12 protein-coding genes and 2 tRNA genes are annotated in these 14,619 nt (G+C 39.3%); 4 read left to right on the top strand and 10 right to left on the bottom strand.

Going from position 1 to position 14,619, the window contains the following annotated elements; genetic code table 11:
• Positions 1-32 precede the first annotated feature (32 nt).
• From trhA to hflX, 3 genes are all read right to left on the bottom strand, one after another.
• A complete protein-coding gene (gene trhA / locus WG904_RS06485) occupies positions 33-677 on the bottom strand; it encodes a PAQR family membrane homeostasis protein TrhA (RefSeq protein WP_339578478.1) in 645 nt (214 codons plus the stop codon).
• Positions 661-1,047: a 30S ribosome-binding factor RbfA gene (gene rbfA, locus WG904_RS06480; RefSeq protein WP_339578477.1), complete on the bottom strand. Its 387-nt coding sequence runs from the start codon at positions 1,045-1,047 to the stop codon at positions 661-663. Before rbfA ends, trhA begins: the two co-directional genes overlap by 17 nt.
• A 64-nt stretch (positions 1,048-1,111) precedes the next feature.
• Positions 1,112-2,305, bottom strand: coding sequence for a GTPase HflX (gene hflX, locus WG904_RS06475; protein WP_339578476.1), 1,194 nt, complete (start codon positions 2,303-2,305; stop codon positions 1,112-1,114).
• A 188-nt stretch (positions 2,306-2,493) separates the two neighbouring features.
• On the opposite strand from hflX, the gene WG904_RS06470 reads away from it, so the two are divergent.
• Complete coding sequence (locus WG904_RS06470) at positions 2,494-3,117, top strand: outer membrane beta-barrel protein (protein WP_339578475.1); 624 nt, start codon at positions 2,494-2,496, stop codon at positions 3,115-3,117.
• On the opposite strand, the gene trpC is transcribed toward WG904_RS06470, so the two are convergent.
• The 4 genes from trpC to WG904_RS06450 all read right to left on the bottom strand — a co-directional run bounded on the left by trpC (position 3,092) and on the right by WG904_RS06450 (position 6,650).
• Complete coding sequence (gene trpC, locus WG904_RS06465) at positions 3,092-3,874, bottom strand: indole-3-glycerol phosphate synthase TrpC (protein ID WP_339578474.1); 783 nt, start codon at positions 3,872-3,874, stop codon at positions 3,092-3,094. The genes WG904_RS06470 and trpC overlap by 26 nt on opposite strands.
• A 21-nt stretch (positions 3,875-3,895) precedes the next feature.
• Positions 3,896-4,471, bottom strand: coding sequence for an anthranilate synthase component II (locus WG904_RS06460; RefSeq protein WP_339578473.1), 576 nt, complete (start codon positions 4,469-4,471; stop codon positions 3,896-3,898).
• A gap of 37 nt (positions 4,472-4,508) precedes the next feature.
• Complete coding sequence (locus WG904_RS06455; protein WP_339578472.1) at positions 4,509-5,912, bottom strand: anthranilate synthase component I family protein; 1,404 nt, start codon at positions 5,910-5,912, stop codon at positions 4,509-4,511.
• 297 nt (positions 5,913-6,209) lie between these two features.
• Positions 6,210-6,650 (bottom strand): cytochrome B, encoded by a 441-nt coding sequence (locus WG904_RS06450; protein ID WP_339578471.1) that lies wholly within the window; start codon positions 6,648-6,650, stop codon positions 6,210-6,212.
• Positions 6,651-6,790: 140 nt separating this feature from the next.
• On the opposite strand from WG904_RS06450, the gene WG904_RS06445 reads away from it, so the two are divergent.
• A complete protein-coding gene (locus WG904_RS06445; RefSeq protein WP_339578470.1) occupies positions 6,791-9,832 on the top strand; it encodes an amidohydrolase family protein in 3,042 nt (1,013 codons plus the stop codon).
• Positions 9,825-11,153 (top strand): amidohydrolase family protein, encoded by a 1,329-nt coding sequence (locus WG904_RS06440; RefSeq protein WP_339578469.1) that lies wholly within the window; start codon positions 9,825-9,827, stop codon positions 11,151-11,153. Before WG904_RS06445 ends, WG904_RS06440 begins: the two co-directional genes overlap by 8 nt.
• Before the next feature lie 61 nt (positions 11,154-11,214).
• Here the strand turns inward: WG904_RS06440 and WG904_RS06435 are convergent.
• Together WG904_RS06435 and WG904_RS06430 are read right to left on the bottom strand one after the other, a co-directional pair.
• Positions 11,215-11,358 (bottom strand) — tRNA-Asp (locus WG904_RS06435).
• 74 nt (positions 11,359-11,432) lie between these two features.
• Positions 11,433-11,542, bottom strand: a tRNA-Asp gene (locus tag WG904_RS06430).
• A gap of 197 nt (positions 11,543-11,739) precedes the next feature.
• On the opposite strand from WG904_RS06430, the gene WG904_RS06425 reads away from it, so the two are divergent.
• Positions 11,740-12,213, top strand: coding sequence for an Lrp/AsnC ligand binding domain-containing protein (locus WG904_RS06425; RefSeq protein ID WP_339578468.1), 474 nt, complete (start codon positions 11,740-11,742; stop codon positions 12,211-12,213).
• A gap of 117 nt (positions 12,214-12,330) precedes the next feature.
• On the opposite strand, the gene WG904_RS06420 is transcribed toward WG904_RS06425, so the two are convergent.
• Positions 12,331-14,604 carry a Tex family protein gene (locus tag WG904_RS06420; protein WP_339578467.1) on the bottom strand — a complete coding sequence of 758 codons (2,274 nt, stop codon included), beginning with the start codon at positions 14,602-14,604 and terminating at the stop codon, positions 12,331-12,333.
• Positions 14,605-14,619: the final 15 nt, after the last annotated feature.

Raw genomic sequence — 14,619 nt, 5'->3', positions numbered from 1 at the left:
GATCTATTAGGACTAAATTTTCTTAAGGTTAATTAACCCTTAAAAACATAAACGTAATTGTAAATAAAATGCGAGAGCGCCCCGAAATTAACAAACATGTGCCACAATTCGTGGCTATGAAAAAATCGGTTCATGGGTTTATCTTTTGCATAATAATAAGTTCCACCAACATAAAATATGCCCCCTAAAATTAACCACAATATGGCACTCATTGGCAAAGTTTCGAGCATATTTTTTATAAATGGAATAACTAAACAGCCCATAGCAATATACAGTCCCGTAGAAACTGCACCATTTTTTAATCGATTAAAGATTTTCAGTAAACAGCCAATTAAAGCCACGAGCCAGACCATTCCAAAAATAATCCACCTTAAATTACCTTCAAAAACCAACAGCGCAGTAGGGGTAAAAGATCCGGCAATCATTAAATAAATACAACAGTGATCAAATTTTTGCCAAAACCGAATACCATAAGGTGTACGGGGTAGGCTATGGTAGATTGAACTCACACTAAAAAGAACGAACATTCCAATTCCATAAATTAAAGCGGCTGTGTATTCAAAGGGGCTCGACGCTTTTAAGAGTAAAAGATATGCCCCAGGAATAGCTAAGAATGCTGGAATAACATGTGTAAAGAAGTTCCCTGGTTCACGAATATAACTAGTTTTGCTCTTCACTTTCTTCGTCGGTTTCTTTTCGCTCTTTCGCTATTTTATCGAAAATTTTATCCATGTGCTCTACATATTCATTGGTGTCGTCTACGAAAAATGAAAGTGTTGGAATAACCCTGGCTTGGTGGCGAATGCGAGAACCTAATTTATATCTAATTTCGCTAGCATGGGAATTTACGGTAGCAACCGACAAACCTGTATTATTGGTGTTTAAAAAGCTGAGGTATACCTTTGCAACCGCTAAATCTGGCGATACCCTCACTTTGGTAATGGTAACTAATGTATTTGGTAAATATGCAGCTCCTTCGCGCTGAAAAATAGCGGCAAGTTCTTCCTGTAATAATCCCGCAAATTTCTGTTGTCTTTTACTTTCCATGTTCTTTATATTTGATTTCACCAATTAAGGGATTTCACTTCTTAAATCTTCTCTACTTCAATCCCTAATATAACAACTTATCGTAAGGATACCGTTTTGTATGAATGTTTTTAACCTTATCGTAAAGTAATTGTTTAAATTCTTCTATATTTTCTTTTCGCGTAGCGGATATAAAAATAGCAGGTGCATTATGGTGAGCCATCCAGCTTTTCTTAAAATCGGCCAAGGTTAAAGGCGCAATTTCTTCTTCGTTATATTCGTCTGTTTCGGGCGTTACATAGGCGTCGATTTTATTAAAAATCATGATGGTATCCTTATCCCGTGCTCCCAAATCGTTTAGCGTTTCGTTAACGGTGTGAATTTGATCTTCAAAATTTGGATGCGAGACATCTACCACATGAATTAAAATATCGGCTTCTCTAACTTCATCTAAAGTAGATTTAAAGCATTCTACCAAATGGTGAGGTAACTTTCTAATAAACCCAACGGTGTCGGACAGTAAAAATGGTAAATTTTCAATCACCACCTTCCGAACGGTGGTATCTAAGGTTGCAAAGAGTTTATTTTCTGCAAACACATCCGATTTTGATAGCATGTTCATGATGGTAGACTTGCCTACATTCGTATAGCCAACCAATGCAACACGAATTAATTGTCCACGGTTTTTACGTTGCGTTTCGTTTTGGCGGTCGATTAATTTTAAGCGTTCTTTTAGTAAAGAGATCTTTTCTAAAATCATCCTTCTATCACTCTCAATTTGTGTTTCACCAGGGCCACGCATCCCAATACCCCCTTTTTGGCGCTCTAAGTGGGTCCATAAACGTGTTAAGCGTGGTAATAAATATTGCAGTTGTGCTAATTCTACTTGTGTTTTTGCTTGTGCCGTTTGTGCTCTCCCAGCGAAAATATCGAGAATAAGATTGCTACGATCTAAGATTTTAACTTGCAATTCACGTTCAATATTCCGCAATTGTGATGGTGAAAGTTCATCATCGAACACCACCATATCTATTTCTTCGGCCTTTACATAAGCCTGTATTTCTTCCAATTTACCCGTACCAACAAAGGTTGCCCGATCGGGACGAAGCATTTTTTGTGTGAACACTTTTTCAACAGCGCCACCGGCGGTGTCGACTAAAAAGGCCAGCTCATCAAGATATTCTTTCGTTTGCTCTGGTTTTTCGCCTGGTGTAACTACGCCCACAAGTACAGCACGCTCTTGTTTAAGCGCAGTATCGTATGTTTTCTGTTTTCCCATATTTTGATACAAATATACGAAGATTAAAACAGAGGAAATGATTTATGGTTTGTTAACTTTATCGCAAAGTGAGTTTTACACGGAGAGCACAAAGCAAGGTTTAAGATAATTGGAAACTATAAACTGAGAACGAACTGTAACGTTTCATCAATTTTTACGTATAACTTACAGCTAACCTAGCCATAAATATGAAAAAAATTCTTGTTTTTCCCTTTCTCTTTTTGGTGATGATTTGTAATGGTCAAGAGCATAAAAAAATATTCTCAATCAATTATGGATTTGGGCAACCCATTTCCTTTCGTGATAAAGAAAGTAGTGGCGGAGTTGGTTGTGGTTGCGTCATTTTTAAAGAAGAAATTAAACCCTTAAAAACGTTTGGTTTTGGCTATTTATATCAAACAAATAAGCACTTATTTATAGAAACTGGGTTAAGCTATTCTCAGTATAAAAATGAAGATAACAGCATAAACGATGAAGACAATCTTCTGAATGTGTTGGTTAAGTTACGTCACACATTTGGAAAATACATATTCTTAAATTATGGTCTATCGATAGATGTTGGGATAAGTAGCAGTAAATTTTATGGCCAAAATAATTATGCTGGCTTGGGCGCCAGCTTAGGTTTAGGTGGGCAATATCATTTTAAAAATAACTTGGGTGTTTTTATTCTTCCAAATTTGAATTACAGTGGTTTAATATCGTCCGAAGCCCAAAATAGGAATAGTTCGAGGCCGTTATCTCTTTATTCAAATGTTAATCTAGGCCTAACGTATACATTTAACAACGCTAAAGCTTACTCACAAAATCCCTAATCGCTTGTCCAGGATCTTCAGTTTTCATAAAATTCTCACCAATTAAAAAGCCATTGTAGCCAACTGCTTTTAATTGTTTAATTATTTCTGGATTGTCGATTGCACTTTCAGAAATCTTTAAAAATTCGTTTGGAATTTTATCGACAAGATCAAATGAAGTTTGAATATTTACGGTAAAATCGCCAAGATTTCTGTTATTTACGCCAATAGCGTTCAAATGCGAACAAATACTTCGCTCTAACTCTGCTAAATCGTGTACCTCTAACAAAACACTTAAGCCTAAGCTTTGTGCAAATTTTCCATAGCTAGCAATTTCTTGTGGCGTTAATATCGATGCAATCAATAAAATCAGATCGGCTCCCAAGGCTTTTGCCTCCAAAATCTGGTACTCATCAATCATAAAATCTTTCCGCAAAATCGGAATTTGGTTCACCGTTCTCGCTGCTATTAAATCATCGGCCTTCCCGCCAAAAAAATCGGTATCGGTTAATACCGACAAAGCCGAAGCACCTGCAGCAGTATAAGCTTGAGTAACTGTTGCTACATCAGCAATTCCATTGATCAACCCTTTTGATGGCGAACGTCTTTTAAATTCAGAGATAATCCCAGTGCGGTTTGCATCCAATAAGAAATCGCTAAAAACTAAAGGGGTTCTATTAAAATTTGGCGCCGCCTCTAATTGCTTAATGCTAACGCTTTGCTTAGCAAGCGCAACTTCTTCCTTCTTGCGAATTACGATTTTATCTAAAATTGACATGTTTTCCTTTGCTTCTGCTTATTAATTTTCCACCCAATTCTTCATCATTTGTTTGCCATTAGGGGTAAGTACACTTTCTGGGTGAAACTGCACGCCACAAACATCGTATTTTTCATGACGAAGAGCCATTATTTGTCCATCACCATCTAGAGCGGTAACCTTTAAACTACTCGGTAAATCGGCCGGATTAACCACCCACGAATGGTACCGTCCAACTTCAATTAAATCGGGACAATCTTTAAAGATTAATTCCGACGTATCTAATATCGTTATGGGTGTTGCAATGCCGTGCATTGGCCTGCCTAAATTAAGCAAAGTCCCACCAAACGCTTCGGCAATGGCTTGTTGACCTAAACAAACGCCCATTATGCTTTTCTTAGACGCATAGGTTTTAATCACTTCCAACAATAAACCTGCCTCTTCGGGGATGCCAGGACCAGGAGAAAGTAAAATTTTATCGTACGCCGCAACATCTTCTAATTTAAACTTATCATTACGCCAAACTTCGGCTTCAAAGCCCAGTTCATTTATCAAATGCACTAAATTATAGGTAAAACTATCGTAATTGTCGATTACTAAAACGGTATTCTTATTCATCTTTATTTGCTAACTTGTATATCCCTTTTTCCCAACTCTACAGCTCACAGGCCATTTCAATTGCTTTACGCAAAGCCGCAATTTTGTTATTCACTTCATTCAATTCACTTTCTGCGACTGAATCGGCCACAATTCCAGCTCCAGCACGGTAATGCAAGAAATTGTTTTTACTCATAAAGGTTCTGATCATGATGGCGTGATTAAAATCGTTGTTAAAACCCATATAGCCAATGGCTCCTGCGTAAAAATTTCGGCCTAATTGTTCATATTGATCGATTAATTGCATGGCTTTGTATTTCGGAGCTCCACTCAATGTACCAGCAGGATACGTATCGGCCACCACTTTAAACGCACTTACTCCCTCTTGTAAATTTCCACTTACTTTAGAAACCAAGTGAATTAAATGCGAGTAATACTGGACTTCCTTAAATGATTTTACGGCGACTGCATTACAATGCCTACTTAAATCGTTTCGAGCTAAATCTACCAGCATAACGTGCTCAGCACTTTCTTTCGGATCTTCTTCAAGTTTCTTTGCTAAAGCGACATCCTCTTCGTCGTTACCCGTTCGCTTAAATGTGCCAGCAATTGGGAAAATATTTGCAACGTTATTGTCAATGGTAATCTGTGCTTCTGGCGAAGACCCAAAGAGTTTAAAGCTTCCATAATCGAAATAAAACAGGTATGGTGATGGGTTAATAGAGCGCAAGCAGCGATATACATTAAATTCATCTCCTAAAAATCCCTGGCTAAAAGCCCTTGAAGGTACAATTTGAAAAACATCGCCACGGTAAATGTGTGTTTTTAATTGTTCTACCATTTCCATAAAGCCCTCATCTGTTAAATTAGACCGTTCGGTCTCTTTTGTTTTAAAGCTATATTCTGGGAAATTTTTGTTCTGGATAAGGTATTCCATCTTTGTCAAATCTTCTCCCTCGTCGCCATTAAATACGTTCTTCGAAAGCGTAACTTCGTTTTTAAAATGGTCTATCGCAATAATGTATCTGTAAATATGATATTGCATTACTGGAATTTTATCCTCATTTGGTGTGGTGGATGTAAAGCTAATATCCTCGAAATGAGGAATGGCATTCCACGTAAAATAGCCGAATAATCCGGTAGAAATATGTTTTTCCTTTACATGATTATGCAGTTCGAATCGTGCTTTAAAGGCTGCGATTTCCTCAGTAAGCACAAATTGTGTTTTACTTTCCTTACTACCATCGGGAAAATAGGTAGTTAATATCCCGTCTTTTAAAATAATACCTGCAACAGGCTCAGCGCACACGTAGCTGGTAGCGTTTTCGCGGCTATGGTAATCGGAACTTTCGAGCAAAATGGTATTCGGAAAAACATCGCGCAAGCGGAGGTATATACTTACCGGTGTAGTGGTATCTGCTAGTCGCTTTTTGCTGTGTGTGTGTATTTTATATGTATTCATTCTTTCTTCTATTTTCTATCCTCTTTTTCAATCCTCCGCATTCTATTCAATTCTGTATCATCTCGAACGATAGTGAGCGATCTAAAGGGTATTAAACAAAAAACCCGGCGTGTGGTTACGTCGGGTTTTTTAGTGGTTTTTAAGGTTTAGGTTGATAAACTATAAGGTGCACAAAGCTTCGACATAACTCTTGTTAGAATTACCACGCCATTGCCATGTATGGATATTGTTAATCATTGAGTAGCAAAAATATACAAAAAGTTAAGTAATCAAAATATTTTAGGAAATTATTTGAGTTTAGTACCAAGTCCTACTCGGATCTGCCATAATCATCATAAAAATGGCCCCAACAATAAGTAAAAATGCAAGGCCAAAATATACAGCTATGGTTCTATGTTTCCCCTTCTCGTCGGTAATCTTTTTAGACTGCGCATTTCCGATGGTGATTAAAATTACAGCCAAAATCATCAAGCTAACGTGCTCCATCTTCCAATACCTACCAATGGCATCGGCAGCTGGCAACTTGGTTAGCGGACTTAAAAAATACAACACTAAGCCAAATAACAACTGAATATGCGCACTAATTAAGGTAAACACATTTAATTTTCTATGCCTAGAAGTATAAGGCTTATCGCCAGTCCACCCCAACAACGCTTGAATTATAGCTACAAACAACAAGATAATAACAATATATCTCCAACCTGAGTGTGCATTTTTTAAGATTTCGTAAGTATTCATGGTTTTTTATTTAGTCCAAAAATAGCAAATAAATAGACGTAATGATAAAATGATTAAAAATGTTGTAAAATAACAGTTAGATATATAATAAATCTTTATTTATCAATAGATTTAACACATAATCAACTAACTAAAATTTTATGAAGAGAATTCTACTTGCGCTCGCGCTGGTATTTTCTACTACATTGTTGTTTGCCCAGCAAACGTATCCCGTTAACGGCTCTTATGATATTAGACCTATACAGTATGCGTTTATCAATGCAACCATTGTAGTAAATGCCAACCAAACCATTAGTAACGGAGTGTTACTAGTTAAAGACAAAACCATCCAATCGGTTGGTACCGGAACAGCAATCCCCAAAGGATATGTAGTGATCGACTTAAAAGGAAAATACATTTATCCTTCGCTTATTGATGCTTTTACTTCTTACGGAATTCCTGAGGCTGTACGTGCTATGCCTGCAGGCGGATTTGGAAACAGACAATCTGTTTTTACATCAAATAAAAAGGGCGCCTATGGATGGAACGAGAGTATCCGTTCTGAAACCGAAGTGAGAAACATTTTTGCCATCGATACCAAAAAAGCTGATGATTTGCGCAAAGCCGGTTTTGGTAGCGTAAATGCCATTAGCAGAGACGGAATTGCCCGTGGAACTTCTGCTGCTGTGACCCTAAACGATGGCAGAGAAAATGAAGTGATGCTGAACGATCAAAGCGCAGCAAATTATTCATTTAACAGAGGAACATCGAGTAACGATTATCCTTCTTCGCTAATGGGTTCGATTGCATTACTACGCCAGACCTATTTAGATGCAAACTGGTATAAAAACCAAAAAGAAGAGTATAACATTTCTTTAGATCAATTTAATAAACAACAAACGCTTCCCCAGCTTTTTGAGGCAGATGGATGGGCAAATATTTTGCGTGCCGATAAAGTGGCTAAAGAATTTGGGAAAACGTATGTCATTAAATCCAATGGCGATGAATATCAACGTATTGACGCCGTTAAAGCAACAGGCGCGACCTTAATTATTCCAATTAACTTCCCGAAAGCGTTCGATGTTGAGGATCCTACTGAAGCAAGAAATTTAAGTTTAGCGCAATTAAAAGGTTGGGAACTAGCTCCTACTAATCCTGGTGCACTCGAAAAAGCAGGGATTAAATTCGCTTTAACCACTTTCGGATTAGATGCTCCAAATGCATTTTGGGCTAACATTCAACAAGCAATTGCCAATGGATTAACCGAGAAACAAGCTTTACTTTCGGTTACCGAAATTCCCGCTTCGATACTTGGGATTAGCGATAAAGTAGGTTCGATAGAAAAAGGCAAATTGGCTAACTTCTTAATTACTTCAGATAACATCTTTAAAACCGGAAACATTATTTTCGAAAACTGGGTACAGGGTAAACGCTTTGTAATCAGTAAAATGGATATAACCGATTTACGTGGCACCTACTCGGTAAACATCGATGGAATTGGTTCTACTGTATTAAGAATAGCAGGAACAGCAACTGCACCTACCGCAGCCATTGAGCGTTTAGGTGCGGATAGCGTAAAAGTAAATGCTACATTTACACGTACGGGCGACTGGGTAAACATACATTTTAACTTAAGAAAAAATCCAGTAGGCGATGTTCGCTTAAGTGGATTTTTAACAAGTGCTGCTCCTGTGGCTTTTAGTGGCGATGTAGTAGTGAATTCGATTGCAGCTGGCCATTGGAACGGCACATTTAAGGAGGCGGCTAAAGAAATGCCAAAACGCGATGAACCTGCAAAACCAGCAGTTACCATGGGTCCAATTATTTATCCATTCATTTCATTTGGCACAGCTAAAGCTCCTGTGCTTGAAACGGTATTGCTTAAAAATGCCACGGTGTGGACTAACGAAAAGGAAGGGATATTAGAAAATGCTGACGTACTTTTAGAAGGCGGAAAAATTAAAGCTGTAGGCAAAAATCTTTCGGCTGGCTCTGCAAAAGTGATTGATGCAACTGGAAAACACATTACCGCTGGCTTAATCGACGAGCATTCGCATATTGCTGGTAGCGGTGGTATTAACGAGGGCGCACAATCTGTTTCAGCAGAGGTTCGCATTGGCGATATTATTAACTCAGAAGATGTAAACATTTATCGCCAGTTGGCTGGTGGTGTAACTTCTTCTCAGATTTTACATGGTTCTGCAAATCCGATTGGTGGACAAAGCCAATTAATTAAACTCCGTTGGGGTAAATTGCCAGAAGAATTAAAATTTGCTGGTGCCGATGGGTTCATCAAATTTGCTTTGGGCGAGAACGTGAAACAAAGTTCTTCGTCAAACAATCAGCGTTTCCCATCAACCCGTATGGGTGTTGAGCAAACTTTTGTTGATGCCTTTACACGTGCTAAAGATTACGAAAAAGCATTGGCTGTTAAAGGCAATAATGTACGCAGAGATTTAGAATTAGATGCATTAGTTGAGATTCTAAACAACAAACGTTTCATTACCTGTCACTCTTACGTACAAAGCGAAATTAACATGCTTATCCATGTTGCGGATAGCTTAGGTTTCAAAATTAATACCTTCACCCACATTTTAGAAGGTTACAAAGTAGCGGATAAGATGAAAGCGCATGGTATTGCTGCTTCTACATTTTCAGATTGGTGGGCCTATAAAATGGAGGTTCAAGAAGCAATCCCCTATAACGGAAAAATTATGCATAATGTAGGAATCACAACTGCGTTTAACTCTGATGATGCGGAAATGGCTCGTCACTTAAATCAAGAAGCGGGTAAATCGGTACTATACGGTGGCGTGCCCGAAGTGGAAGCATTAAAATTGGTTACCTTAAACCCTGCCAAAATGTTGCACATCGACAATAAAGTAGGTAGTTTAAAACCAGGTAAAGATGCCGATGTGGTAGTTTGGTCGGCCAACCCACTTTCTATCTATGCAAAAGCAGAAAAAACATTTGTAGACGGTATTGCCTATTGGGATATGGACCGTGATGCATTGCAGCAAACGGCACAGAAAGCAGAAAAAGCACGAATTATCCAAAAATTGTTAGAAAGCAAAAATGCAGGTGCACGTACGCAACGTCCTTTTGGCGAAAGACCACCTCGTTTATATTATTGCGAATACCTGGAAGATTATTGGGCCGAAGCAAATCAAATGGAAATGGAAGGAGAACACAATCATGAATAAGTATATAAGTACCGCTATTGCAATCGTTGCTTCGGTAAGTTTAGCTTTCGGACAAGCAAATATTTCTCCGGCAAAGCCCCAAAGCCAAAAAATTATTGTAATGGGGGCAACCATTCATACTGGCGATGGTGCAGTTATCCCTAACGGATACATCACATTCGATAAGGGTAAAATTACCGGTATTGGTGATGCTACCGTAGTAAAGTTTGCACTTACAGATGCAAAGGTTATTACAGCAACAGGGAAACATATTTACCCAGGTTTTATTGCTCCCGTTACCAATTTGGGTTTAATTGAGGTCGAATCGGTTAAAGCAACAATTGATGATGACGAATTGGGAGAAAACAATGCGCACATTCGCGCATTAATTGCTTACAATACAGACTCTAAAGTGCCCGCAACTTTACGTAGCAATGGTATTTTGATGGCTCAGATTACCCCACAAGGGGGAACCATTTCTGGAAGCTCTTCGGTGGTTCAACTAGATGCTTGGAATTGGGAGGATGCTGCAATAAAAAAGGAAGATGCCATGCACATGACTTGGCCTACTGCACCTAGAGGCAGAGGTGGTTTTGGTTTCAGTAGATTTGGCGGGGCAGCAGCCGGTGCAGCAGTTGATCCTAACGAACGAACCAATAATGCCATTGCCGAATTAAACAAGTTCTTTACTGAAGCTAAGCTATATCAAGAAACTACTCCTGCGGTTACGAATACGCGTTTGGCAGCAATGAAGGGATTATTTAATGGGACACAGAAATTATTTATCAACGCCGACGGACAGAAAGAAATTGTTGGCGCAGTTAATTTTGCTAAAAAATTCGGCATTACACCTATAATTGTAGGTGGGGATGATGCCTACTTGTTAACTGATTTCTTGAAAGCTAATAATATCATTATAGTGGTTAAAAAGCCACAATCATTGCCTAACAGTGCTGATGACGATGTAAATATGCCGTACAAAAATGTTGCTCGCTTAAGCAATGCTGGCGTTACGGTTGTGATTAGCTTTGATGGTGGTGATGGTTTTTGGAGACAACGCAATTTGCCTTTTATGGCTGGTACTGCTTCTGCATGGGGCATGACTAAAGAAGATGCGCTTAAAACCATTACCTTAAATGCTGCTAAAGCAATGGGGATTGATAAAACTACAGGTAGTTTAGCGATTGGAAAAGACGCAACCTTCTTTATCTCGGCTGGCGATGCTTTAGATATGATCGGCAACAAAGTTGAAGAAGCCTTTATCCAAGGCCGATCAATTAACCTAGATAACTTGCACAAGCAGTTGGATAAGAAGTTTAGCGATAAATATGGGATAAAATAAAAAGAAGAAAGCGACCTATCCGGGTCGCTTTTCTTTTTAACTAACTTATTATTTATAAAACTGGCTGTTGGGGAAGGAGTCGAACCTTCAAGGGGTAGTTAGCTGCAATTCAAAATTAATTTGTGGTCAACCCATAAATTGCGTTTGTCCCATGATCCCCACCACCGAGACAAGGAGGTGTGTCTGCCAATTTCACCACCCAACATTTTTTAGTTCGGAGTTTTAAGTTGGGAGTTCGGAGCCTCAAAACTCCAAACTCACTACTCAAAACTAACGAAGCTGTAGGGGAAGGAGTCGAACCTTCATAGAGTGGTTGTACCGTTGCCGGATTTCCCATTTCCTCTACCACCGAGACAAGGAGGTGTGTCTGCCAATTTCACCACCCTACATTATTTATAGTCTTAGGTCTCCAGTTATTAGTCTTTAGTCTAATTTAGACTTCGGACTACCAACTTACGACTTTGGACTAGTTCGTTGATACAAACATAAGACAAATACTAAATATGTTGCAAATATTTTAATCATTTTATTTTATTTTTATGATAATTGTAATTATATTAGATAATCATTAGAAATAACAAAATTTATGCTCAAAAAAGAAACTCAAAATTTAGAAATTGACAACCTGGATATTCAGATTTTAACACAGTTGATGAACGATGCGACTAAACCTTACACCGAAATTGCCAAAGAATTGATCATTTCGGGCGGAACCGTTCACGTTCGGATGAAGAAATTAGCCGATATGGGAATTATTAAAGGTTCTCACCTCATCATCGACCCTAAAAAAGCTGGATTTGACATTACTGCCTTTTTAGGTATTTATTTAGAAAAAGGATCGCTCTACAAAGATGCCGTAGAACAGCTTAGCAATATAAAGGAAGTAGTAGAGTTACATTACACCACTGGGTCGTATAGCATGTTCGCCAAAATTACCTGTCGCGATACCGACCACCTTCGTCATGTTTTAAACGAAGAGATACAAGCTGTGAAAGGGATACAGCGCACAGAAACGTTGATTTCTTTGGAAGAAAGTATTAAAAGGCAGATTGAGTTGTAGAGGTTAGCACATCCGTCACCTAGACGGAAGGAGAGATCTGTTAGGATTATTCGATAGATATCTCGTCGTTATGCTCGCTTGATATGACGGTCTGTCCTTGTTCTTTGCTCAAAATTCTTACTTAAACCTATTCTTCAACACTTCCAGCTTGGTTTGCAAATCGCCCTCAACTTCTTTTTTAGGTTGTTGTGTTGGTTTTGGCGTTACCGCTTTCGGACTTGGGACTTTAGAGTCAGGGCGGCTTCTGACTCCAGACTTAGGGCTTTCATCACCTTTCATCGTTAACGAAATCCTCTTTCTTGCCACATCAACCTCAACCACGGTTACCTGTACCACTTGGCTTACCTTCACTACTTCGTTAGGGTTAGCTACATAGCGGTTAGCCATTTGGCTAGTGTGTACCAGTCCGTCTTGATGCACGCCAATATCAACAAAAGCGCCGAAATTAGTAATGTTGGTTACAATGCCTGCCAGTTTCATTCCTGCTTTTAAATCTTCGATTGCATTTATACCTTCGGCAAAGCTAAAGGCTTCGAATTGCTCTCGCGGATCGCGACCAGGTTTTGCCAGTTCTTTTACAATATCGTTTAACGTTGGCAATCCGACGCTAGTGCTTACATAGCGTTGTAGATTAATCTGCTTTTGCAGTTGTAGGTCTTTCATCAACTCATCAATTGTACAACCTAAATCTTTTGCCATTTGGTTAACCAACTCGTAGCGTTCAGGGTGCACGCCGCTACGATCTAATGCCAGTTTTGCATCGCGAATACGCAAAAACCCTGCGGCTTGCTCAAAAGCTTTGTCGCCCAAACGGGGCACTTTCTTTAAACTTTCACGATTTTTAAAAGCACCATGAGTATTGCGATAATTAATGATATTTTGAGCCAAGGTATCGCCCAAGCCTGAAACATAGGCTAAGACTTGTTTAGACGCTGTGTTAAGCTCAACGCCAACTGCATTTACGCAACTCATCACGGTATCGTCTAAGCTCTGTTGGAGTTTACCTTGATCTACATCGTGTTGATACTGCCCAACGCCAATAGATTTTGGATCAATTTTCACCAATTCGGCTAAAGGATCCATTAATCGGCGGCCAATAGAAACAGCGCCCCTAACCGTAATGTCGTGCGTTGGAAATTCTTCTCTCGCCAAGGGCGATGCAGAGTAGATTGATGCCCCACTTTCGTTTACCATTACCACCAGCACATTTGGTATTTTAAGCTTGCGCACAAAGGCTTCAGTTTCTCGTCCCGCCGTACCATTGCCTATTGCGATGGCCTCTATATCATATTTTTCACAAAGCTTCACTAATTGCCATTCGGCATCCTTAACGTTACCTTGGCCAGTATGCGGATAAATGGTGGCATTTTCAAGTAATTTTCCCTGTTTATCCAGACAAACTACTTTGCAGCCTGTTCTAAAACCTGGGTCGATCGCTAAGACATTTTTTTGTCCCATTGGAGCGGCTAACAAGAGTTGACGGGCATTTTCGGCAAATACTTTTATGGCTTCTTCATCAGCCTTTTGTTTGATCGTTGCTCTCAATTCGGTTTCCATTGCAGGGCGAAGCAAGCGTTTATAGCCATCGATAATTGCCAGTTGTACCTGATCTGCCGCAGCATTTTTGGCGGTAAGAAATTGATTTTCTAATAAAGCGATCGCATCTTCATCTGCTGGAAGCACATTTAGTTTTAAAAAACCTTCTTGCTCCCCCCTTAGCATGGCCAGTACGCGGTGAGACGGTGCATTTTTAGCAGGTTCTTCCCATTCGAAGTAATCTTTATATTTTATGCCTGCTTCTTCTTTGCCTTTAATTAAAGTTGTTTTATAGGTGGCCTTTTGGGTAAAGTGGTGACGCATTTTCGTCCGAGCCTCTGTATTTTCGCTGATCATTTCAGCGATAATATCTCTCGCACCAGCTAGGGCTTCACTGGTGCTGCCTACTCCTTTTTTATCATTAACATAGGTTGATGCTTCTTGCTCAGGATCTATCCTACTTTGCGCTAAAATACGCAAGGCTAGGGGCTCCAGTCCTTTCTCTTTAGCTACCGAGGCTCTGGTTTTGCGCTTTGGCTTAAAAGGCAAATAAATATCTTCTAAAGCGGTAATTGTTTCCGCTTCATTTATTTTCTTTTCGAGTTCGGATGTTAACTTGTCTAATTCGGTTAAGGATTTTAAGATGGCTTCTCTACGTTTATCGAGTTCACGGAGTTGTTGGGCTAAATCTCTAATGGCGGCGACCTGTACCTCGTCTAAACTTCCAGTTACTTCTTTACGATAGCGAGAAATGAAAGGAATGGTAGCGCCTTCATCTAACAAAGCTAATGTTGCACTAACTTGTTTGATAGAGACGGTAAGGGCCGAGGCAATGGATTGAAAGTGTGGGTTCATACTAAAAATTAGCGA

It is taken from the genome of Pedobacter anseongensis (genome assembly GCF_037482965.1).
GTDB classification, from domain to species: domain Bacteria; phylum Bacteroidota; class Bacteroidia; order Sphingobacteriales; family Sphingobacteriaceae; genus Pedobacter; species Pedobacter anseongensis.
This window is presented reverse-complemented; position numbering and strand designations above follow the sequence as displayed.